This window comes from Providencia sp. 6390 (genome assembly GCF_058148425.1).
This window is the reverse complement of record NZ_JBYVYL010000013.1, coordinates 1-15,452: the sequence shown is the minus strand read 5'-3', so window position 1 is coordinate 15,452 and position 15,452 is coordinate 1. Positions and strand designations below refer to the sequence as shown.

Genomic DNA, 15,452 nt, shown 5'->3' with positions numbered 1-15,452 from the left:
CCTAACGACTCGTTCACCTGTCGCCTAGCTGTACCCCGAATTATTTAGAGTATATAAGGATATCGTTTTGACTAGATCGCACTCTTTATTACTATTTGTAAACCTGCTTGCCAGCTTATTGTTGACTCAGCCAACCTGTGCAAGCGGTTTACAAGTTACCCCTGTAACATTAACCTTTAGTCCACAGCAAAACTCGGCGGGAATATGGCTAAGTAATAGTGGACAAGAAGCTATTCAAGCGCAGGTAAGAACGTATCTCTGGGTTCAGAAAGACTTTAAGGATGAATTAACACCAACAAGAGAGATTATTATCAGCCCACCAATGATAAAACTAAACCCAAACGAGCAGCAATTAGTTAGAGTCATTCGCAATCACACAGAGTCTGGGTCATTGGAGAAGGCATATCGGTTATCTATCAATGAAATCCCTACCTCAGCAGTAAAAAGCAATAAATTGCAGTTTGTTTTGCATTATTCATTACCTATTTTTGTGCAACCAATAAATATGCCATCTTCCAGACTATTACTAGACTGGCAGCTCCTTCCCAATACTAACAACCTAATTTCTATTGAAAATAAGGGCAATACACATGCTCAAATATCTGCAGTTAATATAGTTAACTGTAAAGGAAAACGAACAAGCATTAATTCGGGCCTATTAGGATATGCACTTGCACAATCATCAATGCAGTGGAAAGTCGGTTCAATAGAAATTTGTTCCGGAAAGAATAATAAATTAGAAGCTACAGTTAATGGTGAACAGAAAACGTATTCCCTCTAACTCATCCCACCACTATTTAGTAGACTTCGCCCTACTATGTATTATTTTGTACGCTTTATCTGCTATGGCTGACCCCCACTTATATCCAGCCTCTACTGAAAACATGGCCAGCAATACCGTACCATTACCAGGTATTGAGCTATATCTAGACGTAACAGTCAATCAATCCCATTTTGGTATCGCTCGCTTTGGTTATAAAGATGAAAAACTTTGGGTTAGTACAGAAACACTGAAGCAATTACACTTTAAAGTGCCTTTGAACGGTCTAAGTGTTATTTGTTTAAATGATTTTGCAGAAATAACCTATCATTATGACTCAAACCAACAAACACTCTCCATCAACTCCCCGCTCTCTTTAATGGATCTTCAAGATACCACTATTAATTTAATACCATCAGATAAAGTGAAGACAAATTCATCTACTGGTGTACTACTCAATTACGATTTATATGCCACAAAAAATATTTCGACTTCACTACGAAGCTTTTCAGAATTACGCCTGTTTAACCAATATGGACTTTTGAGCACAACCCAACAAACACAACATGACTTTGATCATGGTGCATTTAATCAATCCCCCACACGGCTAGATACACTTTGGCGCTCTTCTTTTTCTGATAGAAATCTTGTTATTAGTGTAGGTGATACACAAACTCGAGCACTCAATTGGTCGAGATCAACTCGAATCGCAGGTATTCAGATCGGAACCGACTATTCTTTACAACCTTATATTCCTATTGCGCCATTAGCTGCTTTTTCTGGATCGGCAACACTTCCTTCAAACGTAGAACTCTATATTGATGGAATTAAACGTTATAGTGGTGAAGTTCCAATCGGTAACTTTACATTAAATAGTTTGCCGAATGTAAATGGTAAAGGGAATGCACAAATTATTTTAACCGACTCTTTAGGCCGAGAATCAGTGCAAAATATTTCCTTTTATAATGATCAAACTTTATTACGTGAAAACTTGCTTGATTGGTCTACAGAATTGGGGGTAGTTCGTGAAAATTATGCCATACGATCTTTTGATTATGCAAGTAAACCTATTGTTAGCACAACCTTACGATATGGTGTCAATAATCACCTAACCACTGGCACCCATGCTGAACTCATGGAAAACTTAGTGAATATAGGAGTGGAAAGTAATTGGATCCCCCAAATAGGCGGAGGAACAGTCTCATCAGCAATTGCTTTTAGTTCAAATTCGGATCAGTTAGGCTGGCTTTACTATGCTGGTTATCGCTGGGCAAATAATCACTTCAATTTTGCTGCTTCAGTGATATCCACCTCACATCAATATCAAGATGTTGCATCAAGCTATTCACCTACTCCATTTGCCTTTAACGGTAATCTGATTGCAGGCTATAACTCAGAATATCTTGGAAGTATTAGCTTATCTTACTTCGCACTTCAAGCTCATGGTGATGATCCTATTCGTTATGTTGGCCTTAATTGGTATAGACCTATAAATGATAATTTATACTTTAGTGCCAGTATCAATAAAAAGCTGGATGAGAATAAAGAAAGTATTCTTTATTTAACCGCCACCATGCTGCTAGATAATAACCAGAGTGTCAGCATCTCAAGTCAACAAAGCTCCAGTAGCAAAAGTTATCAAATCAATACTAATCGGACAGCGCCCTCCGAAGGAGGGTTAGGGTGGAGGATCACCGCAAGTAAACAAGATAATACCAATAGTAATCAAGTTGACCTCAATTACATAACAGATAAACTCAACCTCAGTGCTGGTTTTAATAATATGAGCACCAACCAATCTCGTTATTTGGGTGCGAGTGGAACATTAGCAATGATGGATGATCATTTTTTTATATCAAAACCCATCACCAATAGCTTTGCTGTTGTTTCTACCAGTGGTTTGCGCAACATTCCTATTCGATTAGAGAATACCTCTGTCGGGGTTACCAATGACGATGGCTTACTATTAATTCCTTCTCTTAATAGTTATCAAAAGAATGTCGTTGCCCTCGATCCCACTAATTTACCTGCTAATGTTCAAGTTAAACAAACAAGTATAGAAGTTGTGCCTGAATATCGTTCTGGTGCTTTAGTTAAATTTGATGTCGTCAAAACCCACCCTGCACTGGTGATTATTACTGATCCGAATGGCGAAATATTACCTCAAGGCAGTCAAATTCAACTAAATGGTCAAGAAAATAACCCGATTATCGTAGGCTTCGATGGAATGGCCTATTTCGATATGCTGAAAGACAGTAATCAGCTGTTAATTACCTATCCTAAAGGGCGGTGTCATCTGGAATTAATTTACCCAAAAACTAAAGACTTGATCCCGCAGGTTGGGCCATTGCGCTGTAGCAATTAGTCATATTGGATTAAATATAAGAAAGTATCCCAAACCATACTAAATAAAAGAGTCAAAACTATGCCAACTCATCCCACATATTATGGTAAAATTTTTTACACTTTAATAAGTTTTATGGTGATAAGCTTACCACGTGACAGTATTGCTTTGACCTGCTCTATTACCAATATTAGCACGTTAAATTTTGGTACTATCATGCCACTTACCAATAATACTGCAACGACATCTCTCACATTTAATTATAGTTGTACAAAAGGGTTAACAGATGTACTTGTTGGTGCAACACTCTGCTTAAATATAGGGGCTTCAAGTGTTTCAGGCCAAGTTACTGCTCGACAAATGTCAGCTGTAGGATTAAGCAGCCCTTTAAGTTATCAATTATATCAAAATGCCAGTGATAGCCTTGTCTGGGGGAGCCAATATCTCTCAGGTGGCAGCCCTATTATGATTAGTATTAGCTTATCTCAAGGGGTAACACCTATAACAGGCTCAATCACCATTTATGGCCAATTATCAGCCAATCAATCTAGCATCATTCCAGGAACTTATTTAGATACTTATACAACACTAACTGCTAGTAGTACCATAAATTTAGGCGTCTTTAGTACACCGACGACTTGTGGCACAGTCGTTGGGCCAACATTTCCTTTCACGGTGAATGCCACTATAGATAAACAATGTATTGTTTCAAGCAATGGCGATATTAATTTAGGCGACGTCAAAGCTTCTGCGACTAACACCAATGGAAACACTTCTATTTCAGTAGCTTGCACCAACACCACACCTTTTACAATTGGATTATCTCCATCAAATAATAATTCACAAGGCGCAGGGGTGCTAACAAGTACAACATCAACTGATCAAATTCCTTATCAGCTTAGCTCGAACCCAAGTGGCTCAGTATGGGGAAATGAATTGCCTAATGTGATTGCCGATATTGGCTCTGGAGTTGCAAAATCTTATAGTGTATATGCTACAGTTCCCTCAACTAATTTCACACCAGGCAGTTATAAAGATACAATCACAATTAATGTGACCTATTAGTATTGATAACGACTCAGGTTTAAGTAAGATCACCTGATGACTCTTTTAAACTACCTATCTGGAAAATTATGTTTAACTATTTGGCGACTGTTGAGTTTGATGAAGAAACTGATTGTTATGATATTTCATTTGTAGATTTCCCTGATATAGAAGGCACTGCTTATTGCGAAGAAGATATTGAACTTGAAGCAACAGAAACCTTAATGGCTGGACTTGCTGATTTTATTTCATCCAAAAAGTCGATTCCTTTACCATCCCAATCAAAAGGTCATGAAGCACTACCCGTTCATTTACCCATACTCTGCTGTTTAAAAATTGCTTTACATAATGCCATCATTCAAACCAATACACGCAAAGCAGATCTTGCACGTAAATTGAATTTAAATTCACAACAAATCGATAGATTACTTGATATCGAGCATGCTTCTAAGGTTGATGCTTTAGAACAAGCTCTTTATTTATTAGGCTATGACATTAGTATAACGGTTAACCAACGTTGTAATTAATATAAAATGTAAATACAACCATATTAATTATATTTAATCATTAAACAATCCAAAGCTTATTTTAATTCCAATTATTGTAAGCTTAAAGTATATAACTTACTGAAATAGAATTCAAAATTTAGCATTATGCTATAATGATACCTCACAAAAATAGTAATTACATAAATATCATTTTTTAATTATTGTTTTATCCATACTGGAATATAGAAGTTCACTCAGAATACTTGAATCAATTGAGTTATCTATACGAAAAATAGTTTCAAATTTCTGATATATTTCTGGTTGATTTCTTTTTATCCTTTCTGCGACGCCTGAAAAAAAATCATTTATTGGAATGTTTAGCACTTTTAATATAACACATAGTAAACTAATAGTAATTTGACAAATACCTCTTTCGTAACGAGAAACTTGTTGCTGAGAAATATTAATCATATTTGCCAGTTGCCCACCGGAAAACCCTGCTTCTTTGCGGTGCCGTGCAATTTCTTTTCCTACTATCATAGAGAAGTAATCTTTTGAATTATAACTTTCATATATTTTTTTCATATAAGACTCGCTAATCAGCGCAACCAAATTATATTTACTTAATAATTAAATATAAAATTCATTACTAAAATAGTTTTAAATAAAACAATAATTGCTGTTTTGTGAACTTGAAAATATTCTAATCTTCATAAAAATAAAATCAATATCTCAAAAATGAGTGCAAATCGTGATAATCACTAATTTAACATGCATACAAGGTTAAATTAACATTAAAATCCTTCCATAACACCAACTTATCAGTATACCAATAGATGACAATCCTTTTTCAATGGTGATTGCCGCTCTTATAAATCAAATTATGAGTAAAAGTAAATAGAATTTCTTGTAATTAACATTTATTAATACTCATTTTAAAAAAATGAGTATTTGCATCCTAAAAATAATATAATTAATAACATATCTTCATATTTATCATGCAATTAAAATAAGTATAACCCATGAGTATTCTGTAACAATCATAAGATAATGAATAAAATATAAGCAAAAATACAACCAAAGCAAGATAAATATAATTTTTATTAATCAATTATTTCAATAACAAAAATCAAAATGAGACCATCAAATAAAAAATGCACTGCAATATTATCAGTAATACAATTAGCTTAATATCGAAGATGTACTCCCAAATAAAAAAGCTATCAGACTTCCTAGAGGACCGCTCATTTAATACAAAAAATCAGAATGGCATAATCCATTATATTAATAAAATAACAACTATTGCTCTCTACAATAGCTCCCACGCCTTTTCAAACGTTCCTATACCATAGGGCTGCAACCCATTTTCATGCTGAACAATCGCTTTCGCTAAGTTAATAGCAATAGTCTTATTATCCAGATCAATTATTTCTGTCGGTGACACACCTAATTCATTTGCAACATTTTGAATATATACGATAGTATTATTTTCATTTTTAGGCGCCCATCGGCCAATAAGCTGTGATACTGTCGTTAAGCCATATTTACGCCGATATGTACGGAGTAATAATATTAATGCACGGATCCCATACTCTACCGTTTCAAACCGGCAAAACCGAGACTCAACACTAGGATCATGCGTTAATTGCCCTTTCCAATGATTATTTTTCTTATAATCAATATTACCTGGATTATTATTACGAACCCCTCGGGGCTGTTTACTTTTCATCATCTATTTTCCTTCTCAGTTTTTTTTCAATCAGTTTGACGAATTCAGCGCCAGACCAACCTGCAATACCCGCAACCCCTCCAGCATATTCAGTGGACCATTGATAATAAATTGCTGCAAGGTATACAAATGCTCCTGCAAAAATAGAAACAAGGATTTGAGAAACAAGTATCCAAAAGCTGAATTTCTCCCCATTAATCATTTTGTATGCATAGCTTGCTATTGAACCAAGCAAAATCATCACCAATATTAATATTTCTCTTGCCCAGTCATAGTTGAAAGGATCTCTAAAAGTCATTTTCCGTTCCCTCCCCTAATCTTGAATTTATAATACTTATAGGTGGCTGATCGTAAAATGTCGGCGTTAATTAAAGTAAGTACATTGGGTAAATAATGACTCAATACACCTTTAATGTATTGAGTTTAAATCTTTTCTCATGGGCTGTAATGAAATTGTAAAGCAGCAAAAATGAAAAAAATGCTACATAGCATTTAGAAGAAATCTTATTCAAATAACATCCCCCTTTGACATTATGGTGGTAATCATATTTGTACTGTCTTTTCAGTATGTTGTAACAATACTTCTCTTGGCTGATGACTCAAATATGATTAGAATGCGCAGCCCTAATTGGTGGTGACTCTCCTTTTAGACCATGCATTATTTGTTTTTCAAACTCTTCCTTTTGCCCCAGTGATTAACTGGGGCTTTTTTTTACTCTAAAAAAATTTTGTATAAATAACATACATATGTGATGTTCTATTTACTTCGCAAGACCTTTTTTCATACATCCATTTCTATTAAAGCAATATCATTGACCTTTAAAAGGTATGCTAATGTTATAACTAAGATTAAAAAATAGAATAAATATAAGAGGAATTAACATGAAAAAAAACTCATTATTAAATAAAATTCATGCGTTACGTGGTGAGGTTCTCACATTTATTAATGATCCTTTTAACACAAATATTGGAAAAGATTGTTACTTACATTATAAAGACGGCATGGTTGTCATCCAAGATGGTATTATTATTGATGTTGATAACTATCAAAATATTTATAAAAAATATAATGACATTGATATAGAAATTTATAGTGACGCGGTCATTTTACCTGGATTTATTGATTGTCATGTGCATTATGTTCAGTCTCCAATGATCGGTTCATATGGTGGTACATTATTAGAATGGCTAAATAATTGTACATATCCAACTGAAGCCAAATTTAATAATAAAAGTTTTGCAGATGAAGTTGCGTCTGTATTTTTTAAACAAATATTGCAACAGGGAACCACTACAGCAAATGTATTCAGCACAACATTTGCAACATCTGTTGATGCATTTTTTGAAGAATCAGAACGTTACAATACTCGAATGATAACAGGTAAAGTATTACAGGATCGAAATTTACCTGAATCATTAAAAGATGAATCAGCCGAAGAATCAATTCGTATCAGTGAACAACTACTAAAAAAATGGCATCACCGCGGAAGACAACTTTATGCCATTATTCCCCGTTTCGCGGCGACAAGTACAGAAAAACAAATGGAATTAGCGGGTAAGTTATATCAACGCTATATTGATCAGGGCGTTTATTTGCACACACACTTAAATGAAGCACCTGATGAAATAGAATGGATTTCACAGTTATACCCCGATCAAAAAAATTGTACTGACGTATATAAAAAATATCAGATGGTGGATAACCGCACTGTTATGGCTCATACCTGTTTAATGAGCGAAGAAGAATGGCAAGATTTACATGATGCCGGTGTAGGGTGCGCCCACTGCCCATCTTCAAATTTATTTTTAGCCGATGGGCAGTTTAAGTTTTGGGAGGCCAAAAAGAAAGAAAGACCGGTTCATATAGGCATCGGTACTGATGTTGGAGCTGGGACTAATTTTTCTATTATTAGGCAATTGAATGAGGCTTATAAAGTAGGTATGTTGCAGACAAAACAACTAACAACACTTCAAAGCTTTTATTTAGCGACCCGAGGTGGCGCAGAAGCACTCCACTTAGAAGGAATAATTGGTACTTTACAGCCTGGTTATGAAGCAGATATTGCCATTTTAGATTTAAAAGCCACTGATTTCGTTGCATGGCGCATGCAATTTGCCGATTCTATTTTTGATAAATTATTTATACTACAAACACTTGCACTTGATAACATGGTAAAAGCAACCTATGTTTCAGGTAAAAAAGTATTTGATCGTTCCCGCAGTGAGCCATTTATGTATTCATCTAATACTGAATTGAATAAAAAAGGGAGCTAAAACGCAGATTAAGGGGATCGTTTGGTTTATAGAAGCGATTATAGCCAAATTACAGTAAAACGCTTCGCTTTGCCTAAACCCAACAATTATTCTAATTTCGATGGAGTATGAGATTAGCGCCTACTAGCTTAAATAAATGGACTTAAGTTACTTCATATACAATGCATTGTTTTATTGAACAAATAAAATAGAAATCAGGATTATATATAGTAATAATTTATTTTATAGCAATAAATTTCATTATTATTTGATTTTCTGTACCTATTAAAATCCATCTAAAGTGTTTTACATTTAATGCATATAAAACAAATAGTTAAAAAATAACTTTTCTAGGATTTTTCCGGATCGCTTTTTAGCTCTATGTACATAGATTTTTTCTAATATTTTCGATAGTTAAGCATTTTGCATCCAAATAATGAACAAAATCGAAAGTATTTTACACTATTTCCATATCTTTTTTTGTTAAACGAAAGTCATAAATGTCGATATTACAATGTTTTTACGCAGAGTCACTTATCCTACCGAGGTAGGATTATTCCTAGTTATTTACATCCCATTGGCCCATCGATATTATCCGCACTAACCGAAATTACCATGCACATTGGCTGATTTTATAAGTATTAAGCAATTATTATCTTGCCACTAATCACACTGACATTTGTCACTTAACTAAAGGAATGAGTATGCCAACTCCATGTTATATCTCTATTGAAGGAAAAACCCAAGGCAACATCACTGCAGGTGCATTTACTCCTGAATCAGTGGGTAACATCTATGTGCAAGGCCATGAAGACCAAATGTTGGTTCAAGAGTTCTCTCACGTTGTGACAGTTCCAACTGATCCACAATCAGGTCAGCCTTCAGGTCAACGCGCACATAAGCCATTCCGCTTTACTGTCGCACTGAACAAAGCTGTTCCACTACTTTACAACGCATTAGCCTCTGGCGAAATGTTGCCAAAAGTTGAATTGAAATGGTATCGCACTTCTGTGGAAGGTAAACAAGAGCATTTCTTCACTACTACACTGACTGATGCAACTATCGTTAACATCGATTGCCAAATGCCACACTGCCAAGATCCTGCTAAAGCAGATTTCACCCAGCTAATCGAAGTCTCACTGGCTTACCGTAAAGTTGATTGGGAGCACACCAGCGCAGGTACTTCAGGTGCTGACGACTGGCGCGCACCACTCGAAGCGTAATGAATCTGGTTTTATGATAATAACACGGCATGAACTGAGCTTTATTCTTAGTTTATGCCTTATTATTGGCATTATTGGCGGTTTAAAAAATGACAAGAACCACCGTACCCAGTCAAAGAGCCGGGTTGCATCACGATAAAAACAACCATAAAACTTTTCATGAAGTCTATTCATCTCTACTACACACCGTAAAAATATTGATTTAATATCAATTACTTATAGTATCCCCCTTTTGTTTTCGCAATTGTCAGCTCAATGCTGTACAGGCAAATATCGCCTAATAATCAATTGTTTTCTAACTAAATAATATACCTGAACAAAAGCTAAACAAATTATTAATCTATTAATTATTTTTATTGAATAAATTATATTATATTGCTATTAGTTATACCGAGGGATTATTCACACTTATATTTATTTCATGTAGGGAGATTATCCTATTATGAGGCAATTTCTTAGCTTATTAATGGGTAAGGACTCGAGATTTATTGAGAGTTTGAACTGTAGGATTAGTGCTCCCCTGACTAATTCATTAGGGTTTAGAATGCTTAATAAACCGGTTAAAGCAGTTTTTTATGATTGGTTACCTCTTACTCAGCCCAACAGTCCTACATTATCTTGGACTGAACTCGCAGATATTGACTATCGACAGCTAAATTACTGGGTCGAAGCAAACAAATGTGTATTTATTTCGACAGCGAAAAACCACGTAAGCTCACTGTTCACACCTGAACCTCCATAATCTTTAGAATTCATAAAGTTATTACACCATCGAAAATATCAAACCTCGGTATAGTTTTGGCCGTCGTAAAAATTTGGGTTCCCGGTGTAGAACTCCATCATCAGAAATTCCAAGCAAGTATGGGTTGTTAGCACGACGAAACCGAATTGGAGCACCGCAATGTCATCAATTGAAAAGAATTCTCAGAAAAATCAATCCGTATCAAACAGTGACTATTCATCACATTCTGACAAATTACCTCTTAGTTCTACTCAGCAAGTTGTCTGGCTTGATCAAACGCTAAACCCCGACTCGCCAACGTATAATATTGGTATACGACTCCGTATTGATGAGGATCTTGATGAATTACTTTTTAATCAGGCATTTGAGAGAGTTGTTGCTCGTCGCGATGCTTTACATTTACAGTTAATCCACACCCACGGCCTCCCTCTACAGGCATTGACCGAAGTATCTCCATCAATAGAAGTGTACGATTTTTCGCTCGATGATAACGCTGAAGAGCAAGCACAGCAGCATATCCATGCCACCTTTATGCGCCCGTTTGATCTCCGTGGAAAGCTATGGTGTTCTGAGCTGTTAAGGGTTAACGATACACGCCGCTATTGGCAATTTTGCTGCCACCATTTGATAGCGGATGGGTGGAGTTTGAAATTACTGGCCAATGAACTTGTCGCTATCTACAACCAATTAAAACATAACGATGATAATCAAGGTGAAATCGCGCCTGCTTATCTTGATTACATTGCTGAGGATGCCATTTATCTCAGTTCCAAACATTATCAGTCTGATCTAAAATTCTGGTTAGAACGCTATAAAACATTACCCCCTACTTTGATCCCACTCTCAAACCAAAATCAAGAACTAACGAATACGCTCTCTGCACCTCATCTCTGGCAATTAAAACAAGGTTATTTTCATAAAATTGAAAAGATTGCAGCAGAGCATAAACTCTCCGTATTGCATTTTATGTACGCCATTCTGGCCTGTTATTTTTCTCGGACAACAGAAACAGACGATATTGTTATCGGTATTCCCGTTCATAATCGGAGAAACGCAAAACAAAAACAGACCATAGGGATGTTTTCGTCAGTTATTCCAATCGGTGTAAGTATTAAGAAAGAAGATACTTTCCTTGATATTATGCAAAAAGTCGCCGCTGAGCTACGCCATTGTTATAAACACCAGCGCTTACCCATCACAGAAATTAATCAAAACACACGGATCAGACAAAAAACAGGCCGCGCTCAGCTCTTCGATATTACGCTGTCGTTTGAAATGTTTGAATCTAACATACAGATGGAAGGCACAAATACTACCCTTCAAACACCACATCGAGCAACACAGTACCCTCTTGCCATTAGTATTTATCAATATGATTTTGAAGATAAAAATAGCCCTGTTACCGTCGAGTTTAATTTTGATACGCGCTACCTAAGCCGTAAAGACGTGATAGCTATCCAGTCACGTTTAGCTACGCTAATGGATGCAGCCATTACCTCTTTGGAAATGACCGTTGAGCATGCGCCTATTTTGCCCGCAGCAGAGCGACAAAAAATTATTGTCGATTTCAATGCAACTGAAGCCGAATTCCCACAACACACATTAATCCATGAGCGTTTCGAGCAACAAGTTAAACTCACACCTGATGCCACCGCCGTTATTTTTGAAGCACAATCGCTCAGTTTCGCAGAACTTAACCGCCGTGCAAACCAATTAGCACACCACTTGCTAACCTTAGGTGTAAAACCTGATGACCGCGTAGCTATTTGCGTAGAACGCAGTCTGGACATGGTTGTCGGGTTGATGGGAATACTGAAATCAGGTGCCGCTTATGTGCCCCTCGATCCCACATATCCCGCTGAACGACTTGCTTACATGTTAAATGATGCTAAACCCATAGCGTTGCTGACTCAGGAAAACCAGACAGCCATACAGAATATCGATATACCAACCATCCTGCTAGATACCGATAGTTTTGAGGATTACGCCACATCAAACCCTGATGTGCAGGCGCTCGGTATCACATCAGCCAATTTGGCCTATGTTATTTATACCTCGGGTTCTACAGGCAAACCCAAAGGGGTGATGATTACGCACAAAAATGTGCTTCACCTCGCCAGCAGTTTGACAACGCTATTGGCATTCAAACACCCTACCCGTGTTGCGCTTAATGCCAGCATTGTGTTTGATGCCTCGGTGCAAAATTGGATCCAAATGCTGTCAGGCCATACGTTGGTGATTGTTCCCGAGGTAATTCGCACCGATGCACAAAAACTCTGGCATTACTTTGCTGACCATAGTGTGGCGTTATTTGACTGTACTCCCATCCAACTACAATGGCTATTAAACGCAGGGCTTGGTACTGATCCTGACTACCAACCCGCACAAGTGCTGATTGGGGGAGATGCCATTTCACAGAGTATTTGGTCGCGTTTACTACACATTACCGATACCCGATTTATTAATGTTTATGGGCCGACAGAATGTACCGTTGATACCACCGCGTGCCCTATCAATACCTCACAACCTACGCCGACTATCGGCTCCCCTCTTGCCAATACCAAAATCTATATTCTCGATGCGAAGAGACAACCCGTACCTATTGGCATGAGTGGTGAGATCTATATTGGGGGTGCTGGTGTTGCACGTGGCTACCTCAATCGTTCTGCACTTACCGAAGAACACTTTATTACTAATCCCTTTATTAATCAACAAGATGAAAGACTCTACAAAACGGGGGATCTCGGTTGCTGGCAATACGACGGTAGTATCGCCTATCTAGGTCGTAATGACTTTCAAGTAAAACTGCGCGGTTTTCGTCTAGAACTCGGCGAAATTGAGTCTGCTCTGATGCAACACCCTGATATTCAAGAAGCCGTTGTTATCGTACGTGAAGATGCCCTTGGTGATAAACGGCTGGTCGCCTATTTCCAAGCGCGGCCAGAGGCACAACCCACTCCTGCCGACCTGCGTTTACTGCTTTCACAACGTTTAGCAGAGTATATGATCCCCAGCGCATTTGTCGCGCTGGATACATTTCCACTCACACCAAATAGGAAACTTGATCGTAAAGCACTGCCTGAACCAACACAATCAGCAATGGTCACACATCACTACGAAGCGCCACAAGGCGAGATGGAAACAATGCTAGCCACCCTTTGGCAGACATTGTTGGGCATCGATAACGTTGGCCGTTATGATCATTTCTTTGAGCTCGGTGGTCACTCATTAATGGCAGTTAGCCTGATTGAACAGTTACGCAATCAAGGAAAGTCACTCGACATTCGTAGTGTCTTTACCTCTCCAGTGTTGTCAGAAATGGCGCAGGCGATACAGAACGCTCAAAGTAGCACTAGTGCGGTGATTCCTCAAAATCTTATCCATCATGGCTGTACTACGATCACCCCCGATAAATTACCACTGGTTATGCTTTCACAATTTGAAATTGATACCATCACGAATACAGTGCCAGAGGGGGTTCCTAATATTCAAGATATCTACCCACTCGCACCACTGCAAGAAGGTATTTTCTTCCATCACCTATACCAACAAACAGGGGATGCGTATCAGTTAGATGTCCTAATTGCCTTCGATGCCCGTGAACGTCTCGATATTTTTATCAATACCTTACAACAGGTGATTGATCGCCACGATATTCTTCGTACCGCCATTTGCTGGCAAGATCTCAGCCAGCCCGTACAGGTTGTCTGGCGTCATGCACCATTGCCTGTGAATACATTCGAACCCACATCGCCAGAAAATATCGCAGCACAATTACAAGCCCATATTTCGCCTGACTCACGCCGTCTCAATCTCAGTCAAGCACCGCTGATGGCCGCAGATATTACCTATGATCCGTCATGCAACAAGTGGCTACTAGCACTCACCGCTCACCACCTCGTTTGCGATCATATGACACTCGAGCTGATTATTACGGAAGTTCGCCTTATACTGGGCGGGAAAGCCGATGAACTCCCCGCTTCTCTCCCTTATCGTAACTTTATCTCACATGTATTAAGCATTCCTGACGCTGTTCACGAACAATACTTCCATTCTCGTCTGGCCGATGTCGACACCCCAACTATCCCTTTTGGTTTGACTGAAATTCAGAACTATGATGGAGAAATTGCTGAAGCTACACTCACCCTCAATCGCGACTTGGTCTATGCCATCTATGCTAGTGCACGCCAATGTGGAGTTAGCCCTGGAGTGTTATTCCATGTTGCTTGGGCACAAGTCTTGGCACAAATTAGCAATAGTAACGATGTGATTTTTGGTTCGGTATTACTGGGTCGCTTGCAAGGTTTCAGTGGTGCCGATCGTGCCATGGGCATGTTCGTCAACACATTGCCATTACGCATTACTTTAAACGACTGTTCTGTACTTGATATTGTACATAACACAAATCATGAGCTTTTATCTCTACTCGAACATGAACAGGCACTGCTAGCACTCGCACAACGTTGCAGTAGTGTTGCACCACCCATGCCACTTTTTAGCACACTACTTAACTATCGTCGAATTCAGGCTGACACGGCAGCGGCAACGTGGTCTGGTATGACACTGTTGGCTGAAAGCAAACGCACCAATTATCCATTCAATATTTCGGTGGATGACCAAGGCGACAGTATTAAGATACTCTCTCAGACAATGGCAAGCATCAGCCCTGTGCGTATCGCTCATTATCTAGAGTCTGCTTTGTGCTGCTTGGTTGATGCGCTGGAACATGATCCACAACGCCCTATCCTCAGCTTATCAATTTTACCGAAAGAAGAACGCCATAAACTACTACTTGAATTTAATGCCACCGAGGTTAACTTCCCAGATAATCTGCTCGTACATCAATGCTTTGAGGCGCAAGTAGCCCAA

The 15,452-nt window shown here is 38.0% G+C and carries 11 protein-coding genes; 8 read left to right on the top strand and 3 right to left on the bottom strand.

Annotation, left to right across the window (positions count from 1 at the left end; genetic code table 11):
- Positions 1-67: 67 nt before the first annotated feature.
- The 4 genes from AC3Z9T_RS20375 (at position 68) to AC3Z9T_RS20360 (ending at position 4,675) form a co-directional block, all read left to right on the top strand.
- The gene (locus tag AC3Z9T_RS20375; RefSeq protein ID WP_490127908.1) at positions 68-781 is read left to right on the top strand and encodes a fimbrial biogenesis chaperone; all 714 of its coding nucleotides are present in this window, start codon (positions 68-70) and stop codon (positions 779-781) included.
- Entirely contained in the window at positions 753-3,125 is a 2,373-nt protein-coding gene (locus AC3Z9T_RS20370; protein WP_490127907.1) for a fimbria/pilus outer membrane usher protein, read from the top strand. Before AC3Z9T_RS20375 ends, AC3Z9T_RS20370 begins: the two co-directional genes overlap by 29 nt.
- A gap of 114 nt (positions 3,126-3,239) precedes the next feature.
- Positions 3,240-4,169 carry a Csu type fimbrial protein gene (locus AC3Z9T_RS20365; RefSeq protein WP_490127906.1) on the top strand — a complete coding sequence of 310 codons (930 nt, stop codon included), beginning with the start codon at positions 3,240-3,242 and terminating at the stop codon, positions 4,167-4,169.
- Between the two features lie 68 nt (positions 4,170-4,237).
- On the top strand, positions 4,238-4,675 hold the full coding sequence (locus AC3Z9T_RS20360) for a type II toxin-antitoxin system HicB family antitoxin (RefSeq protein ID WP_490127905.1): 438 nt from the start codon (positions 4,238-4,240) through the stop codon (positions 4,673-4,675).
- Positions 4,676-4,843: 168 nt separating this feature from the next.
- On the opposite strand, the gene AC3Z9T_RS20355 is transcribed toward AC3Z9T_RS20360, so the two are convergent.
- The 3 genes from AC3Z9T_RS20355 to AC3Z9T_RS20345 all read right to left on the bottom strand — a co-directional run bounded on the left by AC3Z9T_RS20355 (position 4,844) and on the right by AC3Z9T_RS20345 (position 6,663).
- Positions 4,844-5,221: a helix-turn-helix domain-containing protein gene (locus tag AC3Z9T_RS20355; RefSeq protein WP_490127904.1), complete on the bottom strand. Its 378-nt coding sequence runs from the start codon at positions 5,219-5,221 to the stop codon at positions 4,844-4,846.
- 724 nt (positions 5,222-5,945) lie between these two features.
- Positions 5,946-6,368, bottom strand: coding sequence for a structural protein (locus tag AC3Z9T_RS20350; RefSeq protein ID WP_490127903.1), 423 nt, complete (start codon positions 6,366-6,368; stop codon positions 5,946-5,948).
- Positions 6,355-6,663 (bottom strand): phage holin family protein, encoded by a 309-nt coding sequence (locus AC3Z9T_RS20345; RefSeq protein ID WP_490127902.1) that lies wholly within the window; start codon positions 6,661-6,663, stop codon positions 6,355-6,357. The genes AC3Z9T_RS20350 and AC3Z9T_RS20345 overlap by 14 nt, the downstream gene beginning before the upstream one ends.
- Before the next feature lie 584 nt (positions 6,664-7,247).
- Here AC3Z9T_RS20345 and guaD point away from each other — a divergent pair.
- From guaD to AC3Z9T_RS20325, 4 genes are all read left to right on the top strand, one after another.
- The gene (gene guaD / locus AC3Z9T_RS20340) at positions 7,248-8,639 is read left to right on the top strand and encodes a guanine deaminase (RefSeq protein WP_490127901.1); all 1,392 of its coding nucleotides are present in this window, start codon (positions 7,248-7,250) and stop codon (positions 8,637-8,639) included.
- A 683-nt stretch (positions 8,640-9,322) separates the two neighbouring features.
- On the top strand, positions 9,323-9,841 hold the full coding sequence (locus AC3Z9T_RS20335) for an Hcp family type VI secretion system effector (protein WP_490127900.1): 519 nt from the start codon (positions 9,323-9,325) through the stop codon (positions 9,839-9,841).
- Between the two features lie 544 nt (positions 9,842-10,385).
- Positions 10,386-10,583: a hypothetical protein gene (locus tag AC3Z9T_RS20330; RefSeq protein ID WP_490127899.1), complete on the top strand. Its 198-nt coding sequence runs from the start codon at positions 10,386-10,388 to the stop codon at positions 10,581-10,583.
- A gap of 159 nt (positions 10,584-10,742) precedes the next feature.
- Positions 10,743-15,452 (top strand): amino acid adenylation domain-containing protein (locus tag AC3Z9T_RS20325; RefSeq protein WP_490127898.1); only part of this gene is annotated, 4,710 nt, incomplete at its 3' end.